The sequence below is a fragment of the Janibacter sp. RAF52 genome (genome assembly GCF_052114035.1).
In the GTDB taxonomy this organism is placed as follows: Bacteria; Actinomycetota; Actinomycetes; order Actinomycetales; family Dermatophilaceae; genus Janibacter; species Janibacter hoylei.
The window spans coordinates 1-22,671 of record NZ_JBFRDY010000009.1 but is presented as its reverse complement, the minus strand read 5'-3'; the positions used below and the strand labels follow the sequence as shown (position 1 = coordinate 22,671).

Here is a 22,671-nt window from a genome sequence, read left to right as displayed (position 1 = left end):
CACCAGCGATTCATGTATTCGCCGCCTTCGCTCGGGCTCGCCCGTCCGTTCGCCAACGCCGACCTGTCAGGGCTGGAGGCGCTCAACCCGCCAGGCGGCGGGCTCGTCGAGCCCCCCTTCGCCCACCCTCGACCAACGGAAGCGGTCGTGCAGCCGGTTGCTCCGACCGGCCCACGCCTCGACCTCGTCGCAGACGATGCGCCAACCGCCCCAGTGCTCGGGGCGGGGCACGTCACGGCCCTCGTAGCGAGACTCGACGTCGGCCCAGGCGCGCTCGAGCGGCTCGCGGCCGTCGATGGGCGCCGACTGGTGCGAGACCCACGCGCTCAGCTGGGAGCCACGGGGGCGCTCGGCGAAGTAGGCGTCGATCTCCGCCGCGCCGATGCGCTCGGCGCGTCCGCGGAAACGGATCGCACGAAACATCGACGGCCACGTCAGGGTCGCCGCGACGAAGGGCGAGGCGGCGAGCTGCCGGCTCTTGGTCGACTCCAGGCTCGTGACGAAGCCCGGCCCGCGGGCGTCGAGGAAGCGCATGAGCACCGTGCGCACATCGGGTCGGCCCTGCTCGTCGACGGTCGCGACGGCGAAGGACAGCGGCTCCGGCACGTCGCCACGGTCGACCTGACGGGCCCGCGCAGCGTCCACCCACGACGTCACGAGGGCGAAGGGAGCGGCCGGCACCTCCCCTTCGGTCAAGCCCTCGCCGGAGTAGTCCACGTGGTCCGGCCGCGGCGGGGTGCGGGGGATGATCCCATCGGGGGAGGCACTCATGGGCGCCAGCGTACGGCTGTCTCCCCCAGCGCCACCGGACCGGCGGGTAGCCTGCCCGGGACCACAGTCCCGCCCATCCTCTGGAGTCCGCATGCGCCCTGCCGCCCCGCGGCGCACCCGCCGTCAGCGCACCTGGTGGCGCGACCTGGTGAGCACGGACCTCGACCAGATGGGCCGCTCGTACCGACCGGCGATCGACGGCTACCGCGGGCTCTTCATCATCCTCGTCATGCTGTACCACTTCGGGGTCACGCAGCTGAGCGGCGGATGGGTGGGCATCAACCACTTCTTCACCTTCTCCGGCTTCCTCATCGGCGGCATCCTCATCAAGGAGTGGCAGCGGCGGGGCCGGATCGACGCCGTGCGCTTCTACCTCCGGCGCGCTCGCCGGATCGTGCCGGCACTCGTCCTGCTCGTCGTCGCGGTCCTCGTGCACACCCTGCTCGTCGACTCCGGCGACCGGCCGCAGACCGCGGGCGATGCCTTCGCCAGCCTGACCTTCTGGCAGAACTGGCGCCTCATCGGCCGCGACGACCAGTACTTCGACGTGCTCGTCGAGCCCAGCCCGCTGCGGCACGTGTGGACCCTGGGGGTGGAGGAGCAGTTCTACCTCCTCGCGCCCTTCCTCGTCGCTGCCGTCCTCGTGCTCCGGCGCCGGTGGGCGCGCACGGCCGCCGTCCTCGGCCTGGCCGGGGTCAGCGCCGCGTGGACCGCGATGCTCGCCGACGGCGGCGCGACCGGCTCGCGCCTCTACTACGGCACCGACGTGCGGGCCCAGGCGATCCTCGTCGGCGTCGCCGTCGCGATGCTCCTCACGCCCGACCGTCGTGGTGACGCCCCCCGGCTCGGCCGATCCACCGCCGAAGCCATCGGCTGGGCCGGCACCCTGCTGTCGATCTCGGCCTTCTTCGTCCTCGACGAGACCGGCCGGTGGATCTTCGAGAGCGGCGGCATGCTCCTCTTCGCCGTCATGGCCGCGTGCATGGGCGCATCAGCGCTCGACCCCCGCCCGCTGCTCATCAACCGGATCATCAGCTGGTCGCCCCTCGTGCACCTCGGCCAGATCTCGTACGGTCTCTACCTCTTCCACTGGCCCATCTCCCTGTGGTTGCCCGTGGACGGGCTCCCGCTCGTCGTCGCGATCGCGATCAAGCTCGCCCTGGCCTGGGTCTGCGCCGTGCTGTCCTACCGCCTCGTCGAGCTGCCGGTGATGATCGACGGCTTCCGCGCACTCGTCCCCCGCAGCCTGGGCCGCACCGCCCGGCAGTGGGCTCCGGCCGGAGTCGTCGCCGCGCTCGCCGCCGTGGCCTACGCCCTGAGCACGGTGTGGTCCCCGCTCATCGACGGGGACTGGGACGGTCGCCCCCTCGCCGCCGCGGCCGAGTACCAGCAGCCGGCGCAGGACCTGCGCGTCTCGGTCGTCGGCAGCTCGATCGCGCAGTCGATCCGCGACGGCTTCGACGGGGGCGACCACCCGGGCCTGGACGTCAGCGGCCACACGCGCCGCGGGTCCTGCAACCCCGTACCCATCACCTTCAAGTACCTCGGTGGTGGTGAGGTCGAGGAGGACGCGACGTGCGCCGCCTGGCGCGAGAGCTGGCCCGACGAGGTCCGCGGGGCGGACGCCGACATCGTCCTGTCCCCCATCGAGACCGCCCTGACCCAGCCGATCGTCCTCGACGGCCGCACCGTCGAGCCGGGCACCGAGGCGCATGCACGCGAGGTGCGCCGCGCTCTCGATGCCCTGCTCGAGCAGACCCGCCGCGCCGGCGCCCGCCAGCTGCAGCTCATCAATGCCACCTGTCACGACGACCCGGCCACCGTGCGTGACGGCGAGGAGCTCGGCGCGGTCAAGATCGACCCGTCGCCCACCAACGAGGTCGTGTCCCGCTGGGCGAAGGGAGTGCAGGACCAGCGCGGTGACGTCTCCGTCGCGGTCCTCGACCTCAACTCCGCCGTGTGCGGGGAGGGGTACCGCTCGCAGATCAACGGCGCCGAGCTCTACGCCGACCGGGTGCACTTCTCCCGGCAGGGCTCCGAGCTCGTGTGGACCTGGCTCGCGCCCGAGATCGTCACCGCCTGGGGCTTCCGGGACGCGTGAGGGTCACCGGTCGGCGTAGTTCCTGCTGACCTGCCCCAGCAGCCACTTCCACAGCATCGGGGTCACCTCCGGCGAGAAGTGCAGGAAGTCGTTGTAGACCTGCACGCCGTGCAGCTCCTCGGGGTACCCGTCGGCGCACAGCGCACCGTCGAGGTCCACGACCCGCACGTCGTCGGGGTGGGTCTCGGCCCAGGACTCGACGAGCCCGTTGAGGATCTCCGGGTTCTTGTACTCCGCGAGCATCTGCGGCTCCGACTCCAGGACCGCCTGCACCTCGTCCGGGATGTCGTCGGGGGGCAGGCGGCAGGGCACGTTGACGATCTGCACCTGCTCGGCCCCGGCTCCCTTCGCCTGGTCGTAGACGGTCTCGAAGCGATCGGTGATGACCTGACGGAAGCGCGGGTCGTCGAGCCAGAGCCGCTCGCCGTCGACGATGTGCGGCAGCCCGACGAGGGGCGAGGCGAAGAGCATGAGCACCTGGTCGTCGGCGGCCTCGAAGTCGGTGGTCCACTGCTTCTTCTGCGTGACGCACCACGGCTCGGTCTTCTTCGACAGACCGGGAGCCCAGCTGATCGGCTCGTCGAGGAGGTCGCAGCCCTCCCGTGCGTGGTTGTCGATCTGCACCCCGGGGAACTGCGCCGCCGGGAAGCGCTCGCCGAGGAAGTAGGGCACCGAGTCGCCGAGGATGCCGATCCGGGTGGGCGCGTCCGGGACGTACTCCACCTGCCCGTCGACGATGTCCGGCAGGTCGGCCACGGTCGCCGTCGGCGCGGTCGACTGCTGCTCCGGCGCGGTCCGCACGAGCCCGAGGCCGAGGACCGCGACGAGGACCACGGGCAGGACGGCGGCGAGCAGGGGCTCGCGCGTCCGCGGCAGGACCCCACGGATCCCGCGCGCGATGACCGGCTCCTCGAGGTAGGTGTACGAGACGTGCGCGATGGCGACGGTGAGAGCCATCCCGACGACGAAGACCGCGATGGTGCTGTCACCCAGCGAGGTCTGGGCCAGCATGACGTAGATCGGCCAGTGCCAGAGGTAGAGGCCATAGGTGCGCTCCCCGACGAAGGCCAGCGGCGCCCAGGAAAACAGCGTGCGTGTCGGGTTGGGCCGCGGGTCGGCGCAGGCGAGGACGAGCAGGACGCTGCCGATGCCGAAGAAGAACATCCCACCGTGGTTGAACATCCACCCGGTGTACGGCGTGATGATCGCGAAGCAGATGACCGACGACACGAGGCCGACGAGGCCGCCGACCCAGATGAGCGGCATCGGCAGGTCCGGCGGGGCGATGCCCTTGCCCTTGGGAGCGCGCAGCACACCGATCGCGGCACCGAGGAAGAGCGCCTGGGCCCGGGTGTCGGTGCCGTAGTAGAGCCGCGGGTAGTCCGACTGGTCGTGGAAGCCGAGCATCGCGGTCCACACCGCGGAGGCGACCGCGCCCAGCACGAGGACGGCCATCGAGATGCGGCGGTTGCGGAAGAGCACGTACAGGCCGATGAGGACGAGCGGGGCGACGATGTAGAACTGCTCCTCGATCGCCAGCGTCCACGCGTGACGAAGGGGAGAGGCGCCGCCAGCCGTCCCGAAGTACTGGTCCTCCTGGTGGATGAGTCGCCAGTTCATGACGTACCCGAGCGTCGCCAGGACGTCGCCGCCGAGCTTGCGGCGGATGCCTTCGGGAGCCGCGAGCGCGCCCCAGGCCATGACGACGAGGAGCATCACGAGCAGTGCCGGCAGCAGGCGGCGGATCCGCCGCTTGTAGAAGCCCCACACGTCGATCGAGCCGTAGCGGGACTGCTCGGCCGTCAGCAGACGCACGATGAGGAACCCGGAGAGGACGAAGAAGAGGTTGATCGTCACCCACATGCCCTCGAGCTGGGTCAGCCCGAAGTGGAAGGCGATGAACAGGAGGATGAAGACGCCTCGCAACCCGTCCAGAGCCGGGCTGTACCCCGTACGCACCTTCGACACCTGTGTCCCTCCCTCGCGGCCCGCCGTGCGGCATGCTACCCGTGGCAGGTCTTCGGCACGTTCGAGGTGCGTGCGACACTGATCGCTGAGCAGCTCGACGCACGAACGAAAGAGGCACCCGATGACGGACACCGAGGTCAAGCACGGTCTGGAGGGCGTCGTCGCCTTCGAGTCGGAGATCGCCGAGCCCGACAAGGCCGGCGGCAACCTGCGCTACCGCGGGGTCGACATCAACGATCTCGTCGGCAAGGTCTCCTTCGGCCGTGTCTGGGGCCTGCTCGTCGACGACTCCTTCGACCCGGGCCTCCCCCCGGCCGAGCCCTTCCCGCTGCCGGTCCACAGCGGCGACATCCGTGTCGACGTGCAGTCGGCCCTCGCACAGCTGGCTCCTCTGTGGGGCTTCAAGCCGCTCCTCGACATCGACGACACGCAGGTGCGCGACGACCTGGCCCGCGCTTCGGTCATGGCGCTGTCCTTCATCGCCCAGTCGGCGCACGGGCAGCACTCGGCGATGGTGCCGCAGGCCCGGGTCGACGAGGGCAAGAACATCGTCGAGCGCTTCATGATCCGCTGGCGCGGCGAGCCCGACCCCAAGCACGTCGAGGCGATCGACGCCTACTTCATCTCCGCGGCCGAGCACGGCATGAATGCCTCGACCTTCACCGCGCGCGTCATCGCCTCGACCGGCGCCGACGCCGCCGCCTGCCTCTCTGGGGCCGTGGGCGCGATGTCCGGCCCGCTGCACGGTGGCGCCCCCTCGCGGGCGCAGCACATGATCGAGGGCGTCGAGCGCACCGGCGACGCGACGAAGTACGTCAAGGAGGCACTGGACCGCAAGGAGCGCCTCATGGGCTTCGGGCACCGCGTCTACCGGGCCTACGACCCGCGCGCGGCCGTCCTGCGCGACACCTGCCAGCGCCTCGGCGCCCCGCGCTACGAGGTCGCCCTCGAGCTGGAGAAGGCCGCCATCGCCGAGCTCGCGGACCGCTACCCGGAGCGCAAGATGGAGACCAACGTCGACTACTGGGCCGCGGTCCTGCTCGACTTCGCCGACGTCCCCGGCGAGATGATGACCCCGCTCTTCGTCTGCGCCCGCACCGCCGGCTGGTCGGCCCACGTGCTCGAGCAGAAGCGCACCGGCCGCCTCATCCGCCCGAGCAGCAAGTACACCGGTCCCGGCCCGCGTCCGGTCACCGACGTCCACGGCTACGACCAGCTGCCCGGCTGATGCGTACCGTCGCGATGGCCCTTGCCGCCACCGCCACCCTCGCCCTCGCGGCGTGCGGTGGCGACGGGGGCCCGGGCCCGACGGCCGGCAGCACCTCCAAGGACGCCCCGATCCCCTCGTCGACGCCCTCGGCCTCCGCCTCGTCCACGGCGCCGTCGTCGACGTCGAAGGGAGCCGGGACCACGAGCTCGTCGAGCCAGCGGTCCCCGTCGAGCTCCGCCCCCTCGTCCACGTCGACCGACACGGGCGCGCCCTTCGACGCGGACGAGTTCACGAGCAAGCTCGAGGCCGCGGTCGACGCCAACCCGACGGTGGCTCTCGACGTGCGGATCGGGCCGAAGGACTCCCCCGCGGCCACGGCCACCGGGAAGCAGGACCTGGCAGACAACGCCCTGGAGATGGAGGTCTCCGTCGGGTCCCAGCAGCTGACCTACCGCCTCGTCGACGGCCAGTACTACCTCGCCCAACCACCCAAGTGGGTCCCGGTGACCAAGGACTCGACCAACCCCCTCATCCAGCAGGCCCTGAGCCAGACGGAGCTGCTGAGCATGCGGACCCAGCTCGACGCCTTCATCGCCGGCGTCGAGTCCGCGGGCGACAAGGGCACCGAGGAGGTCGACGGCGTGTCGACGACCCACTACACCGCGACGGTCCGCACCGCCGACGTCCGTCGCGAGCTGGGCCTGGACCAGGACCCCAACGGACCGGCGACGGCCATCTACGACGTGTGGCTCGACGACGACGACCTCATCCGCAAGATGTCCTTCACGCAAAACGGCGCCGAGGCCGAGCTCATCGCCACGGACTGGGGCGAGCCGCTCACCATCAGCAAGCCCACGTCCTCCGAGCTGGCGAAGGTCGGTTGACGTCCGTGACCGCCGACATCATCATCCCCGAGGAGCTGCGGCCCCGCGACGGCCGTTTCGGCTCGGGCCCCTCGCTCGTCCGCCCCGAGCAGCTCGACCACCTCGTCTCCCTCGGCCGGACCGTCCTCGGCACCTCGCACCGTCAGGCGCCGGTGCGCTCCCTCGTGGGCGGGCTGCGCGAGGGGCTCGGCGAGCTCTTCGCGCTGCCCGACGGCTACGAGGTGGTCCTCGGCAACGGCGGGTCGACCGCCTTCTGGGACATCGCCGCGCTCGGGCTGGTCCGCGAGCGGGCCCAGCACCTCGTCTTCGGCGAGTTCTCGAGCAAGTTCGCCGCGGTGACCCGCCGCGCCCCCTTCCTCGCCGAGCCCGACGTGCGCTCGGTCGACCCTGGGTCGCTCATCGCGCCCGGGCCGGTCGCCGGCGTCGACGCCTACGCCTGGCCGCACAACGAGACCTCGACCGGCGTCATGGCGCCGGTGCAGCGCCCGGCGGGGGTCGACGACGACGCCTTGGTCCTCGTCGACGCGACCTCCGGCGCGGGCGGCCTCTCGGTCGACATCGCGCAGACCGACGCCTACTACTTCGCACCGCAGAAGTCCTTCGCCTCGGACGGCGGCATCTGGTTCGCGATCCTCTCCCCTGCCGCGATCGCGCGGGCCGAGGAGATGGCGGCCACCGACCGGTGGATCCCCGACTTCCTCTCGCTGACCGCGGCGATCGACAACTCGCGCAAGGACCAGACGCTCAACACGCCGGCGGTGGCGACCCTGGCCCTCATGGCCGAGCAGGTGCGCTGGCTCAACGAGTCCGGCGGCCTCCCCTTCGCCTCCGGCCGCACCGCGGACTCCTCCTCACGGATCCACGCGTGGGCCGAGCAGGGCGATGCGACGAGCCTCTTCGTCGCCGACCCGGCCGCCCGCTCGCAGGTCGTGACGACGGTCGACTTCGATGACGACGTCGACGCGGCAGCGATCGCGGCGACCCTGCGTCATCACGGCATCGTCGACGTCGAGCCCTATCGCAAGCTCGGTCGCAACCAGCTGCGCATCGCGACCTTCCCAGCGGTCGACCCCGACGACGTCACCGCGCTGCTCGCCTGCATCGACCACGTCCGCGAGCGCATCTGAGGCACCCGCGCGCGGGTCACAGCAGGGCCGAGAGCACGGCCACGAGGACGAGCGAGCCGAGGACGGCCCACGTCATGATCCGCCGAAACCGGGGCGTCATCGGGCGGCCTGCGGGACGTCGTGGGTGGGCGCGGAGGAGACGCGCACGCGCGGGCGGCGCTGGCTGGGGTAGGTCACCTCGACATTCTCGTGCCGCGCGAGCCAGAAGGACACCGCGACGAGCGTGATCCCGACCGCGACAGCCCCGATGCCGATCGTCCACCGGGGCCCGAGCACGTCACCGACCCAGCCGATGAGCGGCGCGCCGATGGGGGTGCCGCCGAAGAAGATCGCCATGTAGAGCGCCATGACCCGGCCGCGCATCACCGGGTCGGTGCGCATCTGGACCATGGCATTGGCCGTCGTCATCGTCGTGAGGGCGGTGAGGCCGCACGCGGCGAGTGCGACGGCAAAGGTGGCATAGGTCGGCGCGAGGGCGGCGAAGCCCGCGGCGAAGGTGAAGCCGACGAGCGAGAGCAGCAGCACCCTCAGCCGCGGCTCGCTGCGGCGCGCGGCGAGCAGGGCGGCGCTCAGCGAGCCGATCGCCATGATCGAGCCGAGCAGCCCGTAGTCCTCGGCGCCGCGCTCGAAGACCTGGGTGGCCATGAGCGCGATGGTGATCTGGAAGTTCATGCCGAAGGTGCCGAGGACGAAGATCAGCACCATGACGAGGACGATGTCGGGGCGGCCGCGCACGTAGCGCAGCCCCTCCAGGGCCGAGCCGCGACCGGTCGAGCGCGGTGCCGGCGTCAGCTCGCTCGCGCGCATGAGCAGCAGCGCGACGAGCACCGAGACAAAGGTCAGGCTGTTGGCGAGCAGCGCCAGCCCCGACCCCACCCAGGCGATGACGAGACCCGCGACGGCGGGGCCCACGAGGCGACCGAGGTTGAAGGAGGCCGAGTTGAGCGCCACCGCGTTGGCCAGGCGCTCGCGCGGCACCATCTCGGAGACGAAGGTCTGCCGCGCCGGGTTGTCGAAGGCGGTCGCGATGCCCGTCATGAGGGCCAGGCCGTAGAAGTGCCACAGCTGGGCGCTGTCGGTGACGACGAGGACACCACCGATGAGCGCGCTCAGCGCGAGCAGGGTCTGCGTGAGCAGCAGCAGCGCCCGCTTGGGGTAGCGGTCGGTGACCGCGCCGGTCCACGGCGCGAGGAGCAGCATCGGCAGGAACTGCAGGCCGGTGACGATGCCGAGCGCCGATGCGGAGTGGTCGGTGAGCTCGGTGAGCACGACCCAGTCCTGGGCGACGCGGCCCATCCACGTGCCGACGTTGGAGACGATCGCGCCGAGCGCGTAGATGCGGTAGTTGCGGATCGAGAGGGAGGCGAAGGTGGGGCTCATCGGGCGGCGATCCGCTGCAGCAGGTCGGTGGCGGCCCGCAGGGTCGCCTGCTCGTCGCCGGTGAGCTCGGCGACCCGCTCGGTCATCCACTTGTCGCGGCGGCGGCGGGTGAGCGTCAGCGTGGCGCGCCCCTCGGCGGTGAGCTCGACGAGCACCCGGCGCCCGTCCTGCGGGTCGTCGTGCCGCTCGACGAGGCCTTCGTCGGCGAGGCAGCCGACCGTGCGGGTCATGCTCGGGGCCGAGACCTTTTCGACGTCGGCCAGGGCGCGCGGGGTGAGCGGCCCGTCCTCGAGCCGCGACAGGACCGAGAACTGGTGCGGCGCAATGGCGTCGGTGCTCTCGAAGCGGACCCGCCGACTGATCCGCATGCACGCGAGGCGCAGGTCCTCGCTCAGGCTGCTGATGGCCTCGTGGCCCACCTCGTCACCGGACACGGATCTCCCTTCGCTCTCCAGAACACGTTAGCACAACTCATTACCTGTGCTAACTATTCCCACGTGCCCCGGGATTCTCGGGTGACCCGGAAAACCCCCGCTTCGCAAGGGTTTGGAACTCTTGCGAAGCGGGGGTAAGTCCTGCGAAGTGAGAGGGACCCGTCACTCGACGCCGAGGATCCCCTTGATGGGGTCGATGCCGAAGTACAGGACGAAGAGGCCAGCGACGAGCCACATGAGCGGGTGGATCGTCGCCGCGCGGCCACGCACCGCCTTGATGAAGACGTAGCTGACGAAGCCGGCGCCGATGCCCGCGGTGATCGAGTACGTGAAGGGCATGAGGGCGATCGTCAGGAAGGCCGGGATCGCGATCTCCAGGTCCTCCCAATCGATCTCCTTGACCTGCTGCATCATGAGGAAGCCGACGAGCACGAGCGCGGGGGTGGCCGCCTCGTAGGGCACGACTGCGACGAGGGGCGACAAGAAGGTCGCGAGCAGGAAGAGCACGCCCGTGACGACCGAGGCCAGACCGGTGCGGGCCCCCTCGCCGACACCGGAGGCCGACTCGATGTAGCTCGTGTTGGAGCTGACCGCAGCAGCACCACCGGCCGCGGCGGCGAGCGAGTCGACGACGAGGATCCGCTGCGAGTTCGGCGGGTTGCCCTCCTCGTCGAGCAGGTCGCCCTCCGCGCCGACGGCGACCATCGTGCCCATCGTGTCGAAGAAGTCCGCGAGCAGGATCGTGAAGACGAGCAGCGCCGCCGAGACGAGCCCGATCTTGTCGAAGGAGCCCAGCAGGTTGAAGTCGCCGAGCAGGCCGAACTGCGGCGTGGCGGCGATGGAGTCGGGCACCTGCGGGACGTTGAGCCCCCAGCCGGTCGGGTTGACCAGCTCACCCGCCTCGTTGGTCTGCGAGCCGATGCTGAAGACCGCCTCGACGACCATCGCGAGGATCGTCGTGCCGAGGATGCCGTAGAGGATCGCGCCCTTCACGCCGCGCACGTGCAGCGCGATGATGATGAAGAGGCCGATGACGAAGACGAGCAGCGGCCAGCCGGCGAGGAAGCCGCCGACACCCAGCTCACCCAGGGGACCCCCTTCGGCCTTGCGGACGAAGCCGGCGTCGACGAGGCCGACGACGGTGATGAAGAGGCCGATGCCGACGGAGATGGCCGTCTTGAGCGGCGCCGGCACGGCGTGCAGCACCGCCTTGCGGAAGCCGGTGAGCACGAGCAGCAGGATGATCAGGCCCTCGAGGACCACGAGGCCCATCGCGTCCGCCCAGGTCATCTCCGGCAGCTTGGCGATGCCGAAGGCGACGAAGGCGTTGAGCCCCAAGCCCGCGGCGAGGGCCAGCGGGTAGTTGGCCACGACCCCCATGAGCAGCGTCATGACACCCGCCACGAGGGCGGTGCACGCCGCGACCATCGCGAGGTTGGGCTCGTCGCCCCCACCGAGGAAGCCGCCCGTCGAGTCGGCCTGGGTCCCGATGATCAGCGGGTTGAGGACGACGATGTAGGCCATCGTGAAGAAGGTCGCGAAGCCACCGCGGACCTCCCGGCCGATCGTCGAGCCACGCTCGTGGATCTTGAAGTACCGCTCGATCGCGGAGCCCTCCGCAGGGGGCGCAGTAGGCGTGCTCACAGGGTCTCCAGCACCTCGTCGTCCAGGATCGGTGTCCCGACTTTCTCCGGCTCGGGGGCGTCCATGTCGACCTCCGAGTGCGCGCCGCAGCCGTGGTCCCTGCTGACGACCGTGCCGTCGCTCGGGCTCCACTCGTTGGCGCAGACGCCGAAGACGGAGCGCAGCGCGCCCGCCATCGGCAGGAAGTAACCGCAGCCGTCGCACCGCGCCGGCGCCTTGACGGCGACCTCGGCGGTCGGCCCGTGGCTGCCGTCGTACCACCGCTGCGCGGCCCGGTCGCGGCCCTCCGCGGAGAGCACCCGGGGGCGGCCGAGGCCGAGCTCCCACAGCGCGACGGCGTCGACGTCCTCCTCGCCCGTGGCCTCGAAGCCGGCCTCGAGGTTGGGGTCGTCGTCGACCTTGGGCGTCACGTCCCCCGGGCCGACGTCGCCGGGCGCGAGGCGCTCGGCCCACGGCAGCCACTCCGGGGAGAGGATCGCGCCGTCGCCGGGCAGCAGCTGCGACTCGCAGACGGTCGCGCTCTTGGAGCGCGGGGCGCGGGTGACGGTGACGGCCCAGTTCCAGCCGCCGTACCCGGGCAGGGTCGCGGCGAACCAGTGGGTGCCGAGCCGCTCGGCGTCGAGGGTGAAGCCGACGTGCTCGCCGACGCCCTCCCCCTTCGTCGCCTCGAGCAGCTCACGGCGGGCCGGCTCGACAGCAGCCGCGAGGACGGCATCGGCCTTCGGCCGGGCCTTGCGGGTCCGGGTGGTGGTCTCGGTCATCTCAGCCCTCCAGGTCGTCGGCGACCCGGCGCAGGACCTGCGCGACCTTGGCGCCCTGCGCCTTGTCGGGGTAGCGCCCGCGACGCAGGCCGTTGCCGACGTTGTCGAGGAGCTTGATGACGTCCTCGACGATGGCGGCCATGTCCTCGGCACCCTTGCGGTCGCGCTGGCGCAGGTTGGAGCTGACGCTCGGGGGCGCGTCGAGGACCTTGACCGACAGCGCCTGGGCGCCGCGGCGCCCCTCGACGATGCCGTAGTCCACGCGGGTGCCGCCCTTGAGGGTCGTCGTGCCCTCGGGCAGGGCGTTGGCGTGGAGGAAGATGTCCGCGCCGTCATCCCCGGAGATGAAGCCGAAACCCTTCTCCGCGTCGTACCACTTGACCTTGCCAGTAGGCACCGTGCACCTCTTGCTCGCATACGAAAGTGTGTGGGCGCACGGGACCGTGCACCACCGACAAGGCTAACCCGTGCGGGCCAAAACCCGGTGGTGGGATGTCGGCGGTCTGGGGCAGCATTGCCCCTCGTGACCACGCTGCCCAAGGACCTCGCCGCCCACGAGATCGGGCCGGGTCTGGCCGGCTTCTGGCGGGCGCTGCCGCGCGAAGGGCGGTTCCTCCTCTCCACCGTCGCGCTCCAGCACCTCGGGCGGGGCATGACTCTGCCCTTCACCGTGATCTACCTGCACGAGGTGCGGCACTTCTCCCTCGACGCGGCGGGCACGATCATGGCCCTGCTCGCCCTCGTCGCGGCGCTCGCCGCGGGCCCGATGGGCAGCCTCACCGACCGGCTCGGCGCCCGGTGGATGCTCATCAGCGCCGGGGTCGCCCAGAGCCTCGGTGCGGTGGCGATGGCCTTCGCGACCTCGTTGCCCGTGGCCGTGCTCGGCGCCGTGCTCATGGGGCTCTCGCAGAGCATCGGCTGGTCGGCGTCCAACACCTTCATCTCCGCGCTCGTGCGCGGGCCGCTGCGGCAGCGGTACTTCGGGGTCAACTTCGCCCTGCTCAACCTCGGCATCGGGGTCGGCGGGCTCATCGCGGGCGCCTTCGTCGACGTCGCCCGGCCGGTGACCTTCGAGGCGATCTTCCTCCTCGACGCCGTGCTCGTGCTCATCCCGGGCATCTGGCTGCTCGGCCCGCTGCGGCACGTGCACGCCCGCGCCGAGCACCCGGGCGACGGCTCGTCCGCCGCCACCTACGCGACGGTCCTGCGGCTGCCCGGCATGCGGTGGGTGCTGCTCCTGGCGATCCTCACGAGCTTCGTCGGCTACGGGCAGTTCGAGGCCGGCGTGCCCGCCTTCGCGCGGACCATCTCGCAGGTGGGCACCGAGACGATCGGCGTGCTCTTCGCGTGCAACACCGCGGTGATCGTCCTGCTGCAGTTCTGGGTGCTCCACCGCATCGAGGGCCACCGGCGCACCCGCATCGGCCTGCTCATGCTCGTCATCTGGCTCTGTGCCTGGGGCGCGATGGGCCTGAGCGGCCTCCTGCCCGACACCCTCGCGGCGGCGGCGCTCGTCGTCCTCTTCGGGGCGCTCTTCGGGCTGGGCGAGACCCTGCTCCAGCCGACGCTGCCGGCGATCACCAACGACATGGCGCCCGACCACCTGCGCGGGCGGGTCAACGCGGCCCAGTCGACCGCCTTCATGGGCGGCGGGGTCCTCGGGCCGCTCGCCGCGGGCTTCCTGCTCGACCGCGACCTCGGGGGCCTCTTCATCGGCATCATCATCGGGGGCCTGGCCGTCACCGCGTGGGTCATGCTGCGGCTCGAGCGGATCATCAGCCCGGCGGTCAACGGCGTCCTCGTGACCGCCGGCGACGAGCAGCCCGTCCGCTGAACTACCGTGAGGCGGTGCGATCACTCGCCGAGGACATCCGCCACCGCTCCGACGTCGAGCTCGTGGCCCTGCTCGACCTGCGCCCGGACCTGGCCCGGCCGCAGCCGGCCGACCTGACCGCCCTCGCGGCCCGGGCGAGCACCCGGGCCAGCACCGCCCGCGCCGTCGACCACCTCGACCTGCCGCACCTCACCGCCCTGCAGGCCTGCGCGGTGACGGGCAGCACCGACCCGGCGGTCATCGCCCCCCTCCTCGGCACGGACGAAGGGGGCGCCGCCCCCTTCGTCGAGCACCTCACCACCGCCGCCCTGCTGTGGCGGTCCACCGACGGGCTCGCCCTCTCCCGCACGGTCGTCGACGTGCTCGGCCCGCACCCCGCAGGCCTGGGCCCGACGGCCCGCAGCCTCGGCCACGCCCTCCCCGACGACCTCGCGGGAGCGGTGGCCGATCTCTCCCCCGAGGCGCGGCGGGTCCTCGAGCGGGTCGCCCTGCACGGCCCGACCGCGACGGTGCCCACCGACCCCGCGAGCCGCGCCGGCCGGGCCGTGGCCGAGCTCGTCGACACCGGTCTCGTCGCGGCGCCCGACGCCGAGCACGTGCTCGTGCCCCGCGAAGTGGCCCTCGTCGTGCGCGGCGGCCGTCTCGTCGACGCACCCCTCGACGAGACGACGTCGACCGCGCGCACCCTCTCCCCCGACGACGTCGACCGGGCCGCGACCGCCGCCGCGACCGAGCTCGTCGCGCTCGTCGACGAGCTGCTCGAGCACCTCGACGAGACGAGCCCGCGGGTGCTGCGCAGCGGCGGGATGGCCGTGCGCGACCTGCGATCGCTCGCCGGTCGGGTCGACCTCGACGAGCAGGCGACGACCTTCCTCCTCGAGCTGGCGCTCGGGGCCCAGCTGCTCGCCGACGACCACGCCCTCGAGCCCACCTGGCGGCTGACGAGCGTCGTCGACGAGTGGCGGGCACGCTCGACCGCTGACCGGTGGGCGGCCCTGGCCGGGCCGTGGCTCGACTCGCTCCGGGCCAGCGTCGTCCCGGCCCCCGAGGACGGCGGGCGGGTCAACGCCCTGTCCGAGGGCATGGTCTGGCCGCCCGTCCGGGCGCTGCGCCACGAGGTGCTCGACATCCTCGCCGCGCTGCCCGAGGGCAGCGCCCCCGACCTCGAGGAGGTGATGCGCCGCCTGCGTCACCGTCGGCCACGCCGCATGCCGCACGGGGCCGACGAGGCCGTCGCCGCCCTGCTGCGCGAGGGCGAGCAGCTCGGGGTGACCGGGCGCGGTGCCCTGGGCTCCTTCGGGCGGCTGCTCACCACCGACGCCGCGCGGGCCGGTCAGCACCTGGCCGAGCTCGTCCCGGAGCCCGTCGACCGGCTGCTGCTCCAGGCCGACCTCACCGCGATCGTCCCCGGCACACCCGTCCCCCAGCTCGCCGCCCTGCTGCGGCGCAGCGCGACCCTCGAGTCACGGGGTGGGGCGAGCGTGCACCGCTTCACCGAGACCTCGCTGCGGGCCGCGCTCGACGCGGGCTGGACCGCCGACGACCTGCTCGACACGCTCAGCCACTACAGCGCCGGGCCGGTGCCGCAGCCCCTCGACTACCTCGTGCGCGACGTCGCCCGACGCCACGGCCAGCTGCTCGTCGGCGCCGCGGGCAGCTACCTGCGCAGCGACGACCCCACGCACCTCGAGGCCCTGCTCACCCACCGTGAGCTCTCCCACCTGCAGCTGCGGCAGCTCGCCCCGACCGTGCTCGTCAGCCCGGTCGGGCCGACGGTCCTGCTCGAGGCGCTGCGCGAAGTGGGGTCCGCACCCGCGCTCGAAGGCCCCGGAGGCATCGTCTCGAGCCGACCGGGTGCTCCACGCATCACCCCGCGCCGAGCCCGCCCGGTCACCGAGGTCGCGCCCGAGCCCTCCGACGAGGTCGTCCGTCGCCTGCGCGAGGGCGAGGCCCGCGCCGACCGGCAGCGCGCCCTCCCGCACGACGACGGGCCGGTGATCCCCGCCCTCGACCCGGCGAGCAGCGCGGCCCTGCTCCGCGAGGCCGCCGCCGACCGCCTGCCCGTCTGGCTCGGGGTCACCGATGCCGTCGGCGCCACCCGCCGCCTGCTCTTCCACCCGACGAGCATCGATGGAGGCCGCGTCGGTGGCGAGGTCGACGCCGTGCACCAGGTCTTCTCCCTCCACCGGATCACGGGCGTCGTCATCGACGGGTGAGGCACCCCCTTCGCCAGGGGCGGCGGCCGGTCACCCGCCGGACAGGGCCTTGACCACCCGCGAGGGCGACGGGCGGCCGAGCTGCTCGGCCATCCACACGCTCGTCGCGACGAGGGCGTCGAGGTCGATGCCCGTCTCGACGCCGGCGCCGTCGAGCAGCCACACGAGGTCCTCGGTGGCGAGGTTGCCGGTGGCCGACTTCGCGTAGGGGCAGCCGCCGAGGCCACCGGTCGAGGCGTCGACGACGGTGACGCCGGCGCGCAGCGCGGTGAGCGTGTTGGTCAGCGCCTGGCCGTAGGTGTCGTGGAAGTGCACGCCGATCCGGTCCACGCCGATGCCGCGCTGGCCGAGGGCCTCGAGCAGCGCCTCGACGTGACCCGCCGTGCCGGTGCCGATCGTGTCGCCGATGGAGAGCTGGTCGCAGCCGAGGTCCATGAGCTCGGCACAGGCATCCGCCACCCGGTCGACGGGCACCGGCCCCTCCCACGGGTCGCCGAAGCACATCGACACGTAGGCCCGCACCCACAGGCCGGCGTCCTGCGCGCGCCTGACGACGGGGCTGAACATCTCGACCGACTCCGCGCGCGAGCGCCCGAGGTTCTTGTGGGCGAAGGTCTCCGTCGCGCTGCCGAAGATCGCGACCGCCCCGACGCCCGCCTCGAGGGCCCGGTCGAGGCCGCGCTCGTTGGGCACGAGCACAGGACGAAGCGGGCCCCGCCCCGCCTCGCCGAGGTCGGCGAGCAGGTCGGTCGCGTCGGCGAGCTGGGGAACCCAGCGCGGCGAGACGAAGGACGTGGTCTCGACGGTCTGCAGGCCGGCCGCGATGATCCGGCGGATGAACTCCGCCTTCGTCGCCGTGGGGACGGTCGCTGCCTCGTTCTGCAGCCCGTCCCGGGGGCCGACCTCGTAGACGGTGACCTTGTCGGGCAGACCGGCCATCGGCTGGGTCTGCGGCAGTGCACGACTCATGAGGTCATCCTCCCATCACGTACCGTGGGCCCGTGGCCTGCCCGTGCAGGCGAGGGAGGAGGCACCGTGAGCACGGACCCGTACCCGGATCACGTCCCGGGTCACGCACCCCTGCCGCCTCCGCCGAACCCCTACCCGCCGCCCCAGCCGCCCAACTCGTCGGCGATCGTGCTCATCGTCTTCAGCGGGCTGGCGCTCCTCAGCGGGTACTGCTGCTACATCGGCATCCCGAGCCTCGTCTTCGGCATCCTCGGCGTGACCCAGCACGCGAGCGACCCGGAGGGGGCCGCCCGGATGACCCGCATCGGGTGGGTCGTCTTCGCCGCCCTCGTCCTGCTCACCCTCCTGGTGATCGGCGGCTTCTTCGTCTACGCCGTCATGGAGAGCTGACCGTGGCACTCGACGGGGCGCTCATCGTCCAGAGCGACAAGACCCTGCTGCTCGAGGTCGACCACGAGCGGTCGGCGGAGGCACGCCGGGCCATCGCCCCCTTCGCCGAGCTGGAGCGCGCCCCCGAGCACATCCACACCTACCGGGTCACCCCGCTCGGCCTGTGGAATGCCCGCGCCGCCGGCCACGACGCCGAGCAGGTCGTCGACGCCCTCATCACGCACTCGCGCTACCCCGTGCCGCAGGCACTGCTCGTCGACGTCGCCGAGACGATGGACCGCTACGGGCGGCTCGTGCTCGACAAGGACGGCGACCAGCTCGTGCTGCGCACGACCGACCGGGCTGTGCTCACCGAGGTCATGCGGCACAAGAAGATCCGGCCGCTGCTCGGCGAGCAGCTCTCCCCCGACGAGGTCGTCGTCCACCCCTCCGAGCGGGGCACCCTCAAGCAGGAGCTGCTCAAGGTGGGCTGGCCGGCCGACGACCGTGCCGGCTATGTCGACGGCGAGGCGCACCCCATCTCCCTGACCGAGGACGGGTGGACCCTGCGGCCCTACCAGCAGCAGGCGGTCGACGGCTTCTGGGACGGCGGCTCCGGCGTCGTCGTCCTGCCCTGCGGCGCCGGCAAGACGCTCGTCGGCGCCGGGGCGATGGCCGCGGCCAAGGCGACGACCCTCATCCTCGTGACCAACACGGTGAGCGCCCGCCAGTGGAAGCAGGAGCTGCTCGAGCGCACCACGCTCACCGAGGACGAGATCGGCGAGTACTCGGGTGCCCGCAAGGAGATCCGCCCCGTCACCATCGCGACGTACCAGGTGCTCACGCTCAAGCGCAAGGGCGCATACCCGCACCTCGACCTGCTCGACGCCCGCGACTGGGGGCTCGTCGTCTACGACGAGGTGCACCTGCTGCCCGCCCCGATCTTCCGGATGACCGCCGACCTGCAGGCGCGCCGGCGACTCGGGCTCACCGCCACCCTCGTGCGCGAGGACGGCCGCGAGGCCGACGTCTTCTCCCTCATCGGGCCCAAGCGCTACGACGCGCCGTGGAAGGACATCGAGGCCCAGGGCTACATTGCCCCCGCCGACTGCGTCGAGGTCCGGGTGACGCTCACCGACGCCGAGCGGATGGCCTACGCCACCGCCGAGGCCGACGACCGGTACCGGCTCGCCTCGTGCTCGCCGGTCAAGCTCGGCGTCGTCCGCGAGCTCGTCGAGCGGCACCGCGGCGAGCCGACCCTGATCATCGGGCAGTACCTCGACCAGCTCCACGAGCTGTCGGAGCAGCTCGATGCCGACCTCATCACCGGCGAGACGCCCGTCAAGCAGCGGCAGGAGCTCTTCGCCGACTTCCGCGAAGGGCGCTCCAGCCTCCTCGTCGTCTCCAAGGTGGCCAATTTTTCGGTCGACCTGCCGGAGGCGAGCGTCGCGATCCAGGTGAGCGGCACCTTCGGCTCCCGGCAGGAGGAGGCGCAGCGGCTCGGCCGGGTCCTCCGCCCGAAGGGGGACGGCCGCACCGCGCACTTCTACACCGTCGTCACCCGCGACACGGTCGACGCGGAGTTCGCCGCCCACCGCCAGCGCTTCCTCGCCGAACAGGGCTACGCCTACCGCATCCTCGACGCCGACGACCTCGCCTGAGGCTGCATCGCCCGACGGCAACGCAGGGTGGACGGAGTCAGAGGATCGACGTCAGGAAGCGCTTCGTCCGCTCGTGGGTCGGGTTGCCGAGGACCTCGTCCGGTGGCCCCTGCTCGAGCACCTGACCGCCGTCGAACATCATCACCTTGTGCGAGACGTCGCGGGCGAACGTCATCTCGTGCGTGACGATGAGCATCGAGATGTCCGTCGAGTCGGCGACGTCGCGCAGGACCTGCAGCACATCGCCGACGAGCTCGGGGTCGAGCGCTGACGTCACCTCGTCGAGCAGCAGGATCTTGGGGTCCATCGCGAGCGCCCTGGCAATCGCCACCCGCTGCTTCTGCCCACCCGACAGGCGGCTGGGGTGCTCCTCCGCACGGTCCTTGAGCCCCACCTGGTCGAGCAGGGCGAGACCGCGCTCGCGCGCCTCCTCCTTGCTCCGCCCGAGGACGTGCACGGGCGCCTCGGTGACGTTGTCGATGACCGACATGTTGGGGAAGAGGTTGAAGTGCTGGAAGACCATGCCGATCTTGCGGCGGGTGGCGGCGACCTCCTTCTCGCGCAGGCGGATCCGTCGGCCGTCGCGCCGGTCGTGGGTCAGCGGCTGACCGTCGATCCAGATGTAGCCACCGGTCAGCTCCTCGAGCGTCATGACGAGGCGGAGGATCGTCGTCTTGCCCGACCCGCTCGGGCCGATGAGCGTGACCCGCTCGCCCTGGGCGACGTCGAAGTTCAGCCCGGACAGGACGGTGTGGTCACCGAAGGACTTCTCGACGTCCTCGAAGCGGATGACGGGCTGGCCCGGCGAAGGGGGCATCCCCCCGGTCTGGTCAGTAGACAAGAGCTTTTTCCAATCTGCGGACGGCGAAGGCGGTGACGAGGCTCGCGACGAGGAAGATCAGGCCCGCGATGGTGAAGGCCTCGTTGTACCGGAACGTGGAGTCGCCGGCCTGCTGGGCGACGGTGACCATCTCGAGCACGGAGATCGCGAAGAGATAGGGCGTGTCCTTGAACATCGAGATCGTCCAGTTGCCGAGCGCGGGCAGGGTCGCGCGCAGGGCTTGCGGCAGGACGATCGCGCGCCAGGTGCGACCGAGCGGCAGGCTGAGCGCACGCGCAGCCTCCCACTGGCCCCTGTCGACGGAGGCGATGCCGGCGATGTACGACTCGGCCATGTAGGTCGCGTAGTGCAGCCCGATGACGGCTGTGCCGACCCACAGCAGGTCCCAGCTGACCGGGACGAGGTAGCTGACGAACATCAGCTGGATGATGAGCGGGGTCATGCGCACGACGTCCATGACCCAGCGCAGTCCGGCCGCGAGTGCCCGCGGGAGGGACTGGGTGGCGACGGCGAGCAGCAGCCCGACGACGACGGCGACGGCGGTGCCGACCACGGTGATGAGCAGGGTGGCTCGGACGAAGGCCGAGAGCAGCTCCGGGAGCATCTCGGCGGCCGCCTCCCAGCTCCAGAACTCCTCGAAGGTGATGGCGGGGACCATCGTGGGAGATGTCATCACAGGGCCACCCCCGCACCGGCGTGTGCGCCGCGGACCGGGAGGCCCAGGCGGCGACGGGCTCGCTTCTCGAGCTGGCGCAGGGCCTGGGAGAAGACGAGCGCGATGAGGTAGTAGATGACGAGCCCGACGCCGAAGGCGAGGATCGTGTCGCCGGTCGACGCGCGCAGCTCGTCGATCTCGTAGGTGAGGTCCTGCAGCCCGATGAAGAGCGCCACGGCGGTGCCCTTGATGAGCATGACGAGCAGGTTGTTGTAGCCCGAGAGCATGAGCACCCAGGCCTGCGGCCAGATGATCCGTCGCATGCGGGTCAGGGGCGACATGTTGAGCGCGGTGGCGCCCTCCCACTGGCCGCGGTCGACGGCATTGATCGAGCCCCGCACGATCTCCGCCCCGTAGGCGCCGTAGTTGAGGCCGAGCGCGATGACGCCGGTGAGCACGGCGTCCATGCTCACGCCGAAGAGCGGCATGACGTAGTACAGCCAGAAGAGCTGGACGACGAGCGAGGTGCCGCGGAAGAACTCGACGACGACGGCGGCCAGCCAGCGCAGCGGAGCGACCGGGCTGATGCTCACCAGCCCGAGGACGACGGACACGAGGAAGGCCACCAGGGCCCCGCCGAGGGTCAGCTGGAGCGTGACCAGCACGCCCTCGATGATCCTGGGCAGGGCGTCCTGGAGGTCCTCGATCCGGTCGGTCACTCCGCGTCCGGCAGCTCGCCCTTGCAGAGCTGCTCGGTCGTCAGGTCGCCCTTGGGCCGCTCAGCGTCCGTGAAGCCGAACTCGCCAATGACGTCCGTGTAGGCCTTCTCGTCGCCGGTGATCTTGGCCAGCTCCTTGTTGTAGGCCTCACGGAGGGTGTCGTCGCCCTTCTTGAAGACCGTGGCGCCGGCGCCGACCTGCTCCTTGCCGTCGACGACGGCGACGAAGGGTTCAGTCACCTCGACCTTCGCGTCGGGGTTCTTCTCGTCCATGGTCCGCAGCGAGATGCCGGTCAGGGCGAAGACGTCACTGCGGCCCCGGGTGACCGCCTCCATGCCGTCCTGCGGACTCTTGACCTGGGTGGCCTTGATGTCGAGCGCCTTGGCGTAGTCCGACTCGATGGCACCGCTCATGGTGGTGAGCTTTGCGCCGGACTTCTTGACGTCGTCGAGCGTCTTGAGGTTCTTGGGGTTGCCCTCGGGCACCATGAGCGCCGTCGTGTAGACGATCTCCGGGTCGCCGAAGTCTGCCTCCTTGCACCGGTCGGGCAGGATCGACATGCCCGCCGAGATCGCGTCGTAGCGGCCGGCCTTCAGGCCGGGGATGAGGGCACCCCACTCGGTCTTGACGCCCTTGACCTCGTCGATGCCCATCTCCTTGAAGACCTTCTTGTGCAGGGCGATCGTCGCGCCGGTGAGCTCCCCGTCCTCCTCGAAGGAGTAGGGCTCCTCGCCGGCGAAGGCGACGGTGATCGTCCCCTTCTCCTGCAGCTCGGCCAACTTGTCGCCGGACGAGCTGTCCGATCCGGAGTCGCCGCAGGCCGCGAGGGCCAGGGCGAGGGTGAGAGCGGCCGTCCCGGCCAGAGTTCGAGTGTGACGCACGAGTTCCTCCCCGTCGGAGGGTCTTCCCCGGGTCCGTCCCGATCCTCCGATCACCTCCACCCGACCAAAAGACACGGCCGAAGGGGGGCGTGGGCCCGGCGGATTCATGGGGTGCTCGCAACACCGTGTGGATTTGGCCCTGGTGGTTAGGCCTCCTGGAGTAGATCACGAAGACGCTCGGCTGGGGTTGCCCAGTCGAGCGTCTTTCGTGGTCTGGCGTTGAGCTCTTGGGCGACGTACTCCAGC

The 22,671-nt window shown here is 71.4% G+C and carries 20 protein-coding genes; 8 read left to right on the top strand and 12 right to left on the bottom strand.

What is annotated here, in order from left to right; translation table 11 throughout:
* Window positions 1–66: 66 nt before the first annotated feature.
* Entirely contained in the window at window positions 67–771 is a 705-nt protein-coding gene (gene pdxH, locus AB4Y78_RS12065; protein WP_282070661.1) for a pyridoxamine 5'-phosphate oxidase, read from the bottom strand.
* Between the two features lie 91 nt (window positions 772–862).
* Here pdxH and AB4Y78_RS12060 point away from each other — a divergent pair, with 91 nt between their 5' ends.
* Window positions 863–2,872, top strand: a complete 2,010-nt coding sequence (locus tag AB4Y78_RS12060) for an acyltransferase family protein (protein ID WP_441713897.1) — start codon at window positions 863–865, stop codon at window positions 2,870–2,872.
* A 3-nt stretch (window positions 2,873–2,875) separates the two neighbouring features.
* Here AB4Y78_RS12060 and AB4Y78_RS12055 read toward each other — a convergent pair whose 3' ends face one another.
* A complete protein-coding gene (locus AB4Y78_RS12055; RefSeq protein WP_169330618.1) occupies window positions 2,876–4,840 on the bottom strand; it encodes an acyltransferase family protein in 1,965 nt (654 codons plus the stop codon).
* A gap of 121 nt (window positions 4,841–4,961) precedes the next feature.
* On the opposite strand from AB4Y78_RS12055, the gene AB4Y78_RS12050 reads away from it, so the two are divergent.
* From AB4Y78_RS12050 to serC, 3 genes are read left to right on the top strand one after another with little or no spacing between them, the layout of a single operon-like run.
* Complete coding sequence (locus AB4Y78_RS12050) at window positions 4,962–6,068, top strand: citrate synthase 2 (protein WP_441713896.1); 1,107 nt, start codon at window positions 4,962–4,964, stop codon at window positions 6,066–6,068.
* 14 nt (window positions 6,069–6,082) lie between these two features.
* The gene (locus AB4Y78_RS12045) at window positions 6,083–6,934 is read left to right on the top strand and encodes an LppX_LprAFG lipoprotein (RefSeq protein WP_441713895.1); all 852 of its coding nucleotides are present in this window, start codon (window positions 6,083–6,085) and stop codon (window positions 6,932–6,934) included.
* Between the two features lie 5 nt (window positions 6,935–6,939).
* Window positions 6,940–8,061 carry a phosphoserine transaminase gene (serC, locus tag AB4Y78_RS12040; RefSeq protein ID WP_282070657.1) on the top strand — a complete coding sequence of 374 codons (1,122 nt, stop codon included), beginning with the start codon at window positions 6,940–6,942 and terminating at the stop codon, window positions 8,059–8,061.
* Window positions 8,062–8,157: 96 nt separating this feature from the next.
* On the opposite strand, the gene AB4Y78_RS12035 is transcribed toward serC, so the two are convergent.
* The 5 genes from AB4Y78_RS12035 to AB4Y78_RS12015 form a co-directional block, all read right to left on the bottom strand.
* Entirely contained in the window at window positions 8,158–9,441 is a 1,284-nt protein-coding gene (locus AB4Y78_RS12035; RefSeq protein ID WP_441713894.1) for an MFS transporter, read from the bottom strand.
* On the bottom strand, window positions 9,438–9,875 hold the full coding sequence (locus AB4Y78_RS12030) for a MarR family winged helix-turn-helix transcriptional regulator (protein WP_282070655.1): 438 nt from the start codon (window positions 9,873–9,875) through the stop codon (window positions 9,438–9,440). Before AB4Y78_RS12030 ends, AB4Y78_RS12035 begins: the two co-directional genes overlap by 4 nt.
* A gap of 162 nt (window positions 9,876–10,037) precedes the next feature.
* Window positions 10,038–11,519: an NCS2 family permease gene (locus tag AB4Y78_RS12025; RefSeq protein ID WP_441713893.1), complete on the bottom strand. Its 1,482-nt coding sequence runs from the start codon at window positions 11,517–11,519 to the stop codon at window positions 10,038–10,040.
* Window positions 11,516–12,280 (bottom strand): DUF3027 domain-containing protein, encoded by a 765-nt coding sequence (locus tag AB4Y78_RS12020; RefSeq protein ID WP_259910041.1) that lies wholly within the window; start codon window positions 12,278–12,280, stop codon window positions 11,516–11,518. Before AB4Y78_RS12020 ends, AB4Y78_RS12025 begins: the two co-directional genes overlap by 4 nt.
* Window position 12,281: 1 nt before the next feature.
* The gene (locus AB4Y78_RS12015; RefSeq protein ID WP_007929209.1) at window positions 12,282–12,677 is read right to left on the bottom strand and encodes a cold-shock protein; all 396 of its coding nucleotides are present in this window, start codon (window positions 12,675–12,677) and stop codon (window positions 12,282–12,284) included.
* A 126-nt stretch (window positions 12,678–12,803) separates the two neighbouring features.
* On the opposite strand from AB4Y78_RS12015, the gene AB4Y78_RS12010 reads away from it, so the two are divergent.
* Both AB4Y78_RS12010 and AB4Y78_RS12005 read left to right on the top strand, forming a co-directional pair.
* Window positions 12,804–14,114: an MFS transporter gene (locus AB4Y78_RS12010; RefSeq protein ID WP_007929207.1), complete on the top strand. Its 1,311-nt coding sequence runs from the start codon at window positions 12,804–12,806 to the stop codon at window positions 14,112–14,114.
* A gap of 14 nt (window positions 14,115–14,128) precedes the next feature.
* Window positions 14,129–16,330: a helicase-associated domain-containing protein gene (locus AB4Y78_RS12005; protein WP_441713892.1), complete on the top strand. Its 2,202-nt coding sequence runs from the start codon at window positions 14,129–14,131 to the stop codon at window positions 16,328–16,330.
* A 30-nt stretch (window positions 16,331–16,360) separates the two neighbouring features.
* On the opposite strand, the gene AB4Y78_RS12000 is transcribed toward AB4Y78_RS12005, so the two are convergent.
* A complete protein-coding gene (locus AB4Y78_RS12000) occupies window positions 16,361–17,299 on the bottom strand; it encodes a hydroxymethylglutaryl-CoA lyase (protein WP_441713891.1) in 939 nt (312 codons plus the stop codon).
* 66 nt (window positions 17,300–17,365) lie between these two features.
* On the opposite strand from AB4Y78_RS12000, the gene AB4Y78_RS11995 reads away from it, so the two are divergent.
* Window positions 17,366–17,689 carry a hypothetical protein gene (locus AB4Y78_RS11995; protein ID WP_259910045.1) on the top strand — a complete coding sequence of 108 codons (324 nt, stop codon included), beginning with the start codon at window positions 17,366–17,368 and terminating at the stop codon, window positions 17,687–17,689.
* Window positions 17,690–17,691: 2 nt separating this feature from the next.
* The gene (locus AB4Y78_RS11990; protein WP_259910046.1) at window positions 17,692–19,329 is read left to right on the top strand and encodes a DNA repair helicase XPB; all 1,638 of its coding nucleotides are present in this window, start codon (window positions 17,692–17,694) and stop codon (window positions 19,327–19,329) included.
* Window positions 19,330–19,366: 37 nt separating this feature from the next.
* Here AB4Y78_RS11990 and ehuA read toward each other — a convergent pair whose 3' ends face one another.
* Genes ehuA through ehuB form a run of 4 tightly spaced genes read right to left on the bottom strand, consistent with a single transcriptional unit; the run spans window position 19,367 to window position 22,425 of the window.
* Complete coding sequence (gene ehuA / locus AB4Y78_RS11985; protein ID WP_007929201.1) at window positions 19,367–20,146, bottom strand: ectoine/hydroxyectoine ABC transporter ATP-binding protein EhuA; 780 nt, start codon at window positions 20,144–20,146, stop codon at window positions 19,367–19,369.
* A gap of 13 nt (window positions 20,147–20,159) precedes the next feature.
* A complete protein-coding gene (locus AB4Y78_RS11980; RefSeq protein WP_238148197.1) occupies window positions 20,160–20,843 on the bottom strand; it encodes an amino acid ABC transporter permease in 684 nt (227 codons plus the stop codon).
* The gene (gene ehuC, locus AB4Y78_RS11975) at window positions 20,843–21,544 is read right to left on the bottom strand and encodes an ectoine/hydroxyectoine ABC transporter permease subunit EhuC (RefSeq protein ID WP_265230713.1); all 702 of its coding nucleotides are present in this window, start codon (window positions 21,542–21,544) and stop codon (window positions 20,843–20,845) included. The genes AB4Y78_RS11980 and ehuC overlap by 1 nt, the downstream gene beginning before the upstream one ends.
* Window positions 21,541–22,425 carry an ectoine/hydroxyectoine ABC transporter substrate-binding protein EhuB gene (gene ehuB, locus AB4Y78_RS11970; protein ID WP_007929197.1) on the bottom strand — a complete coding sequence of 295 codons (885 nt, stop codon included), beginning with the start codon at window positions 22,423–22,425 and terminating at the stop codon, window positions 21,541–21,543. The genes ehuC and ehuB overlap by 4 nt, the downstream gene beginning before the upstream one ends.
* Between the last annotated feature and the right edge of the window lie 246 nt (window positions 22,426–22,671).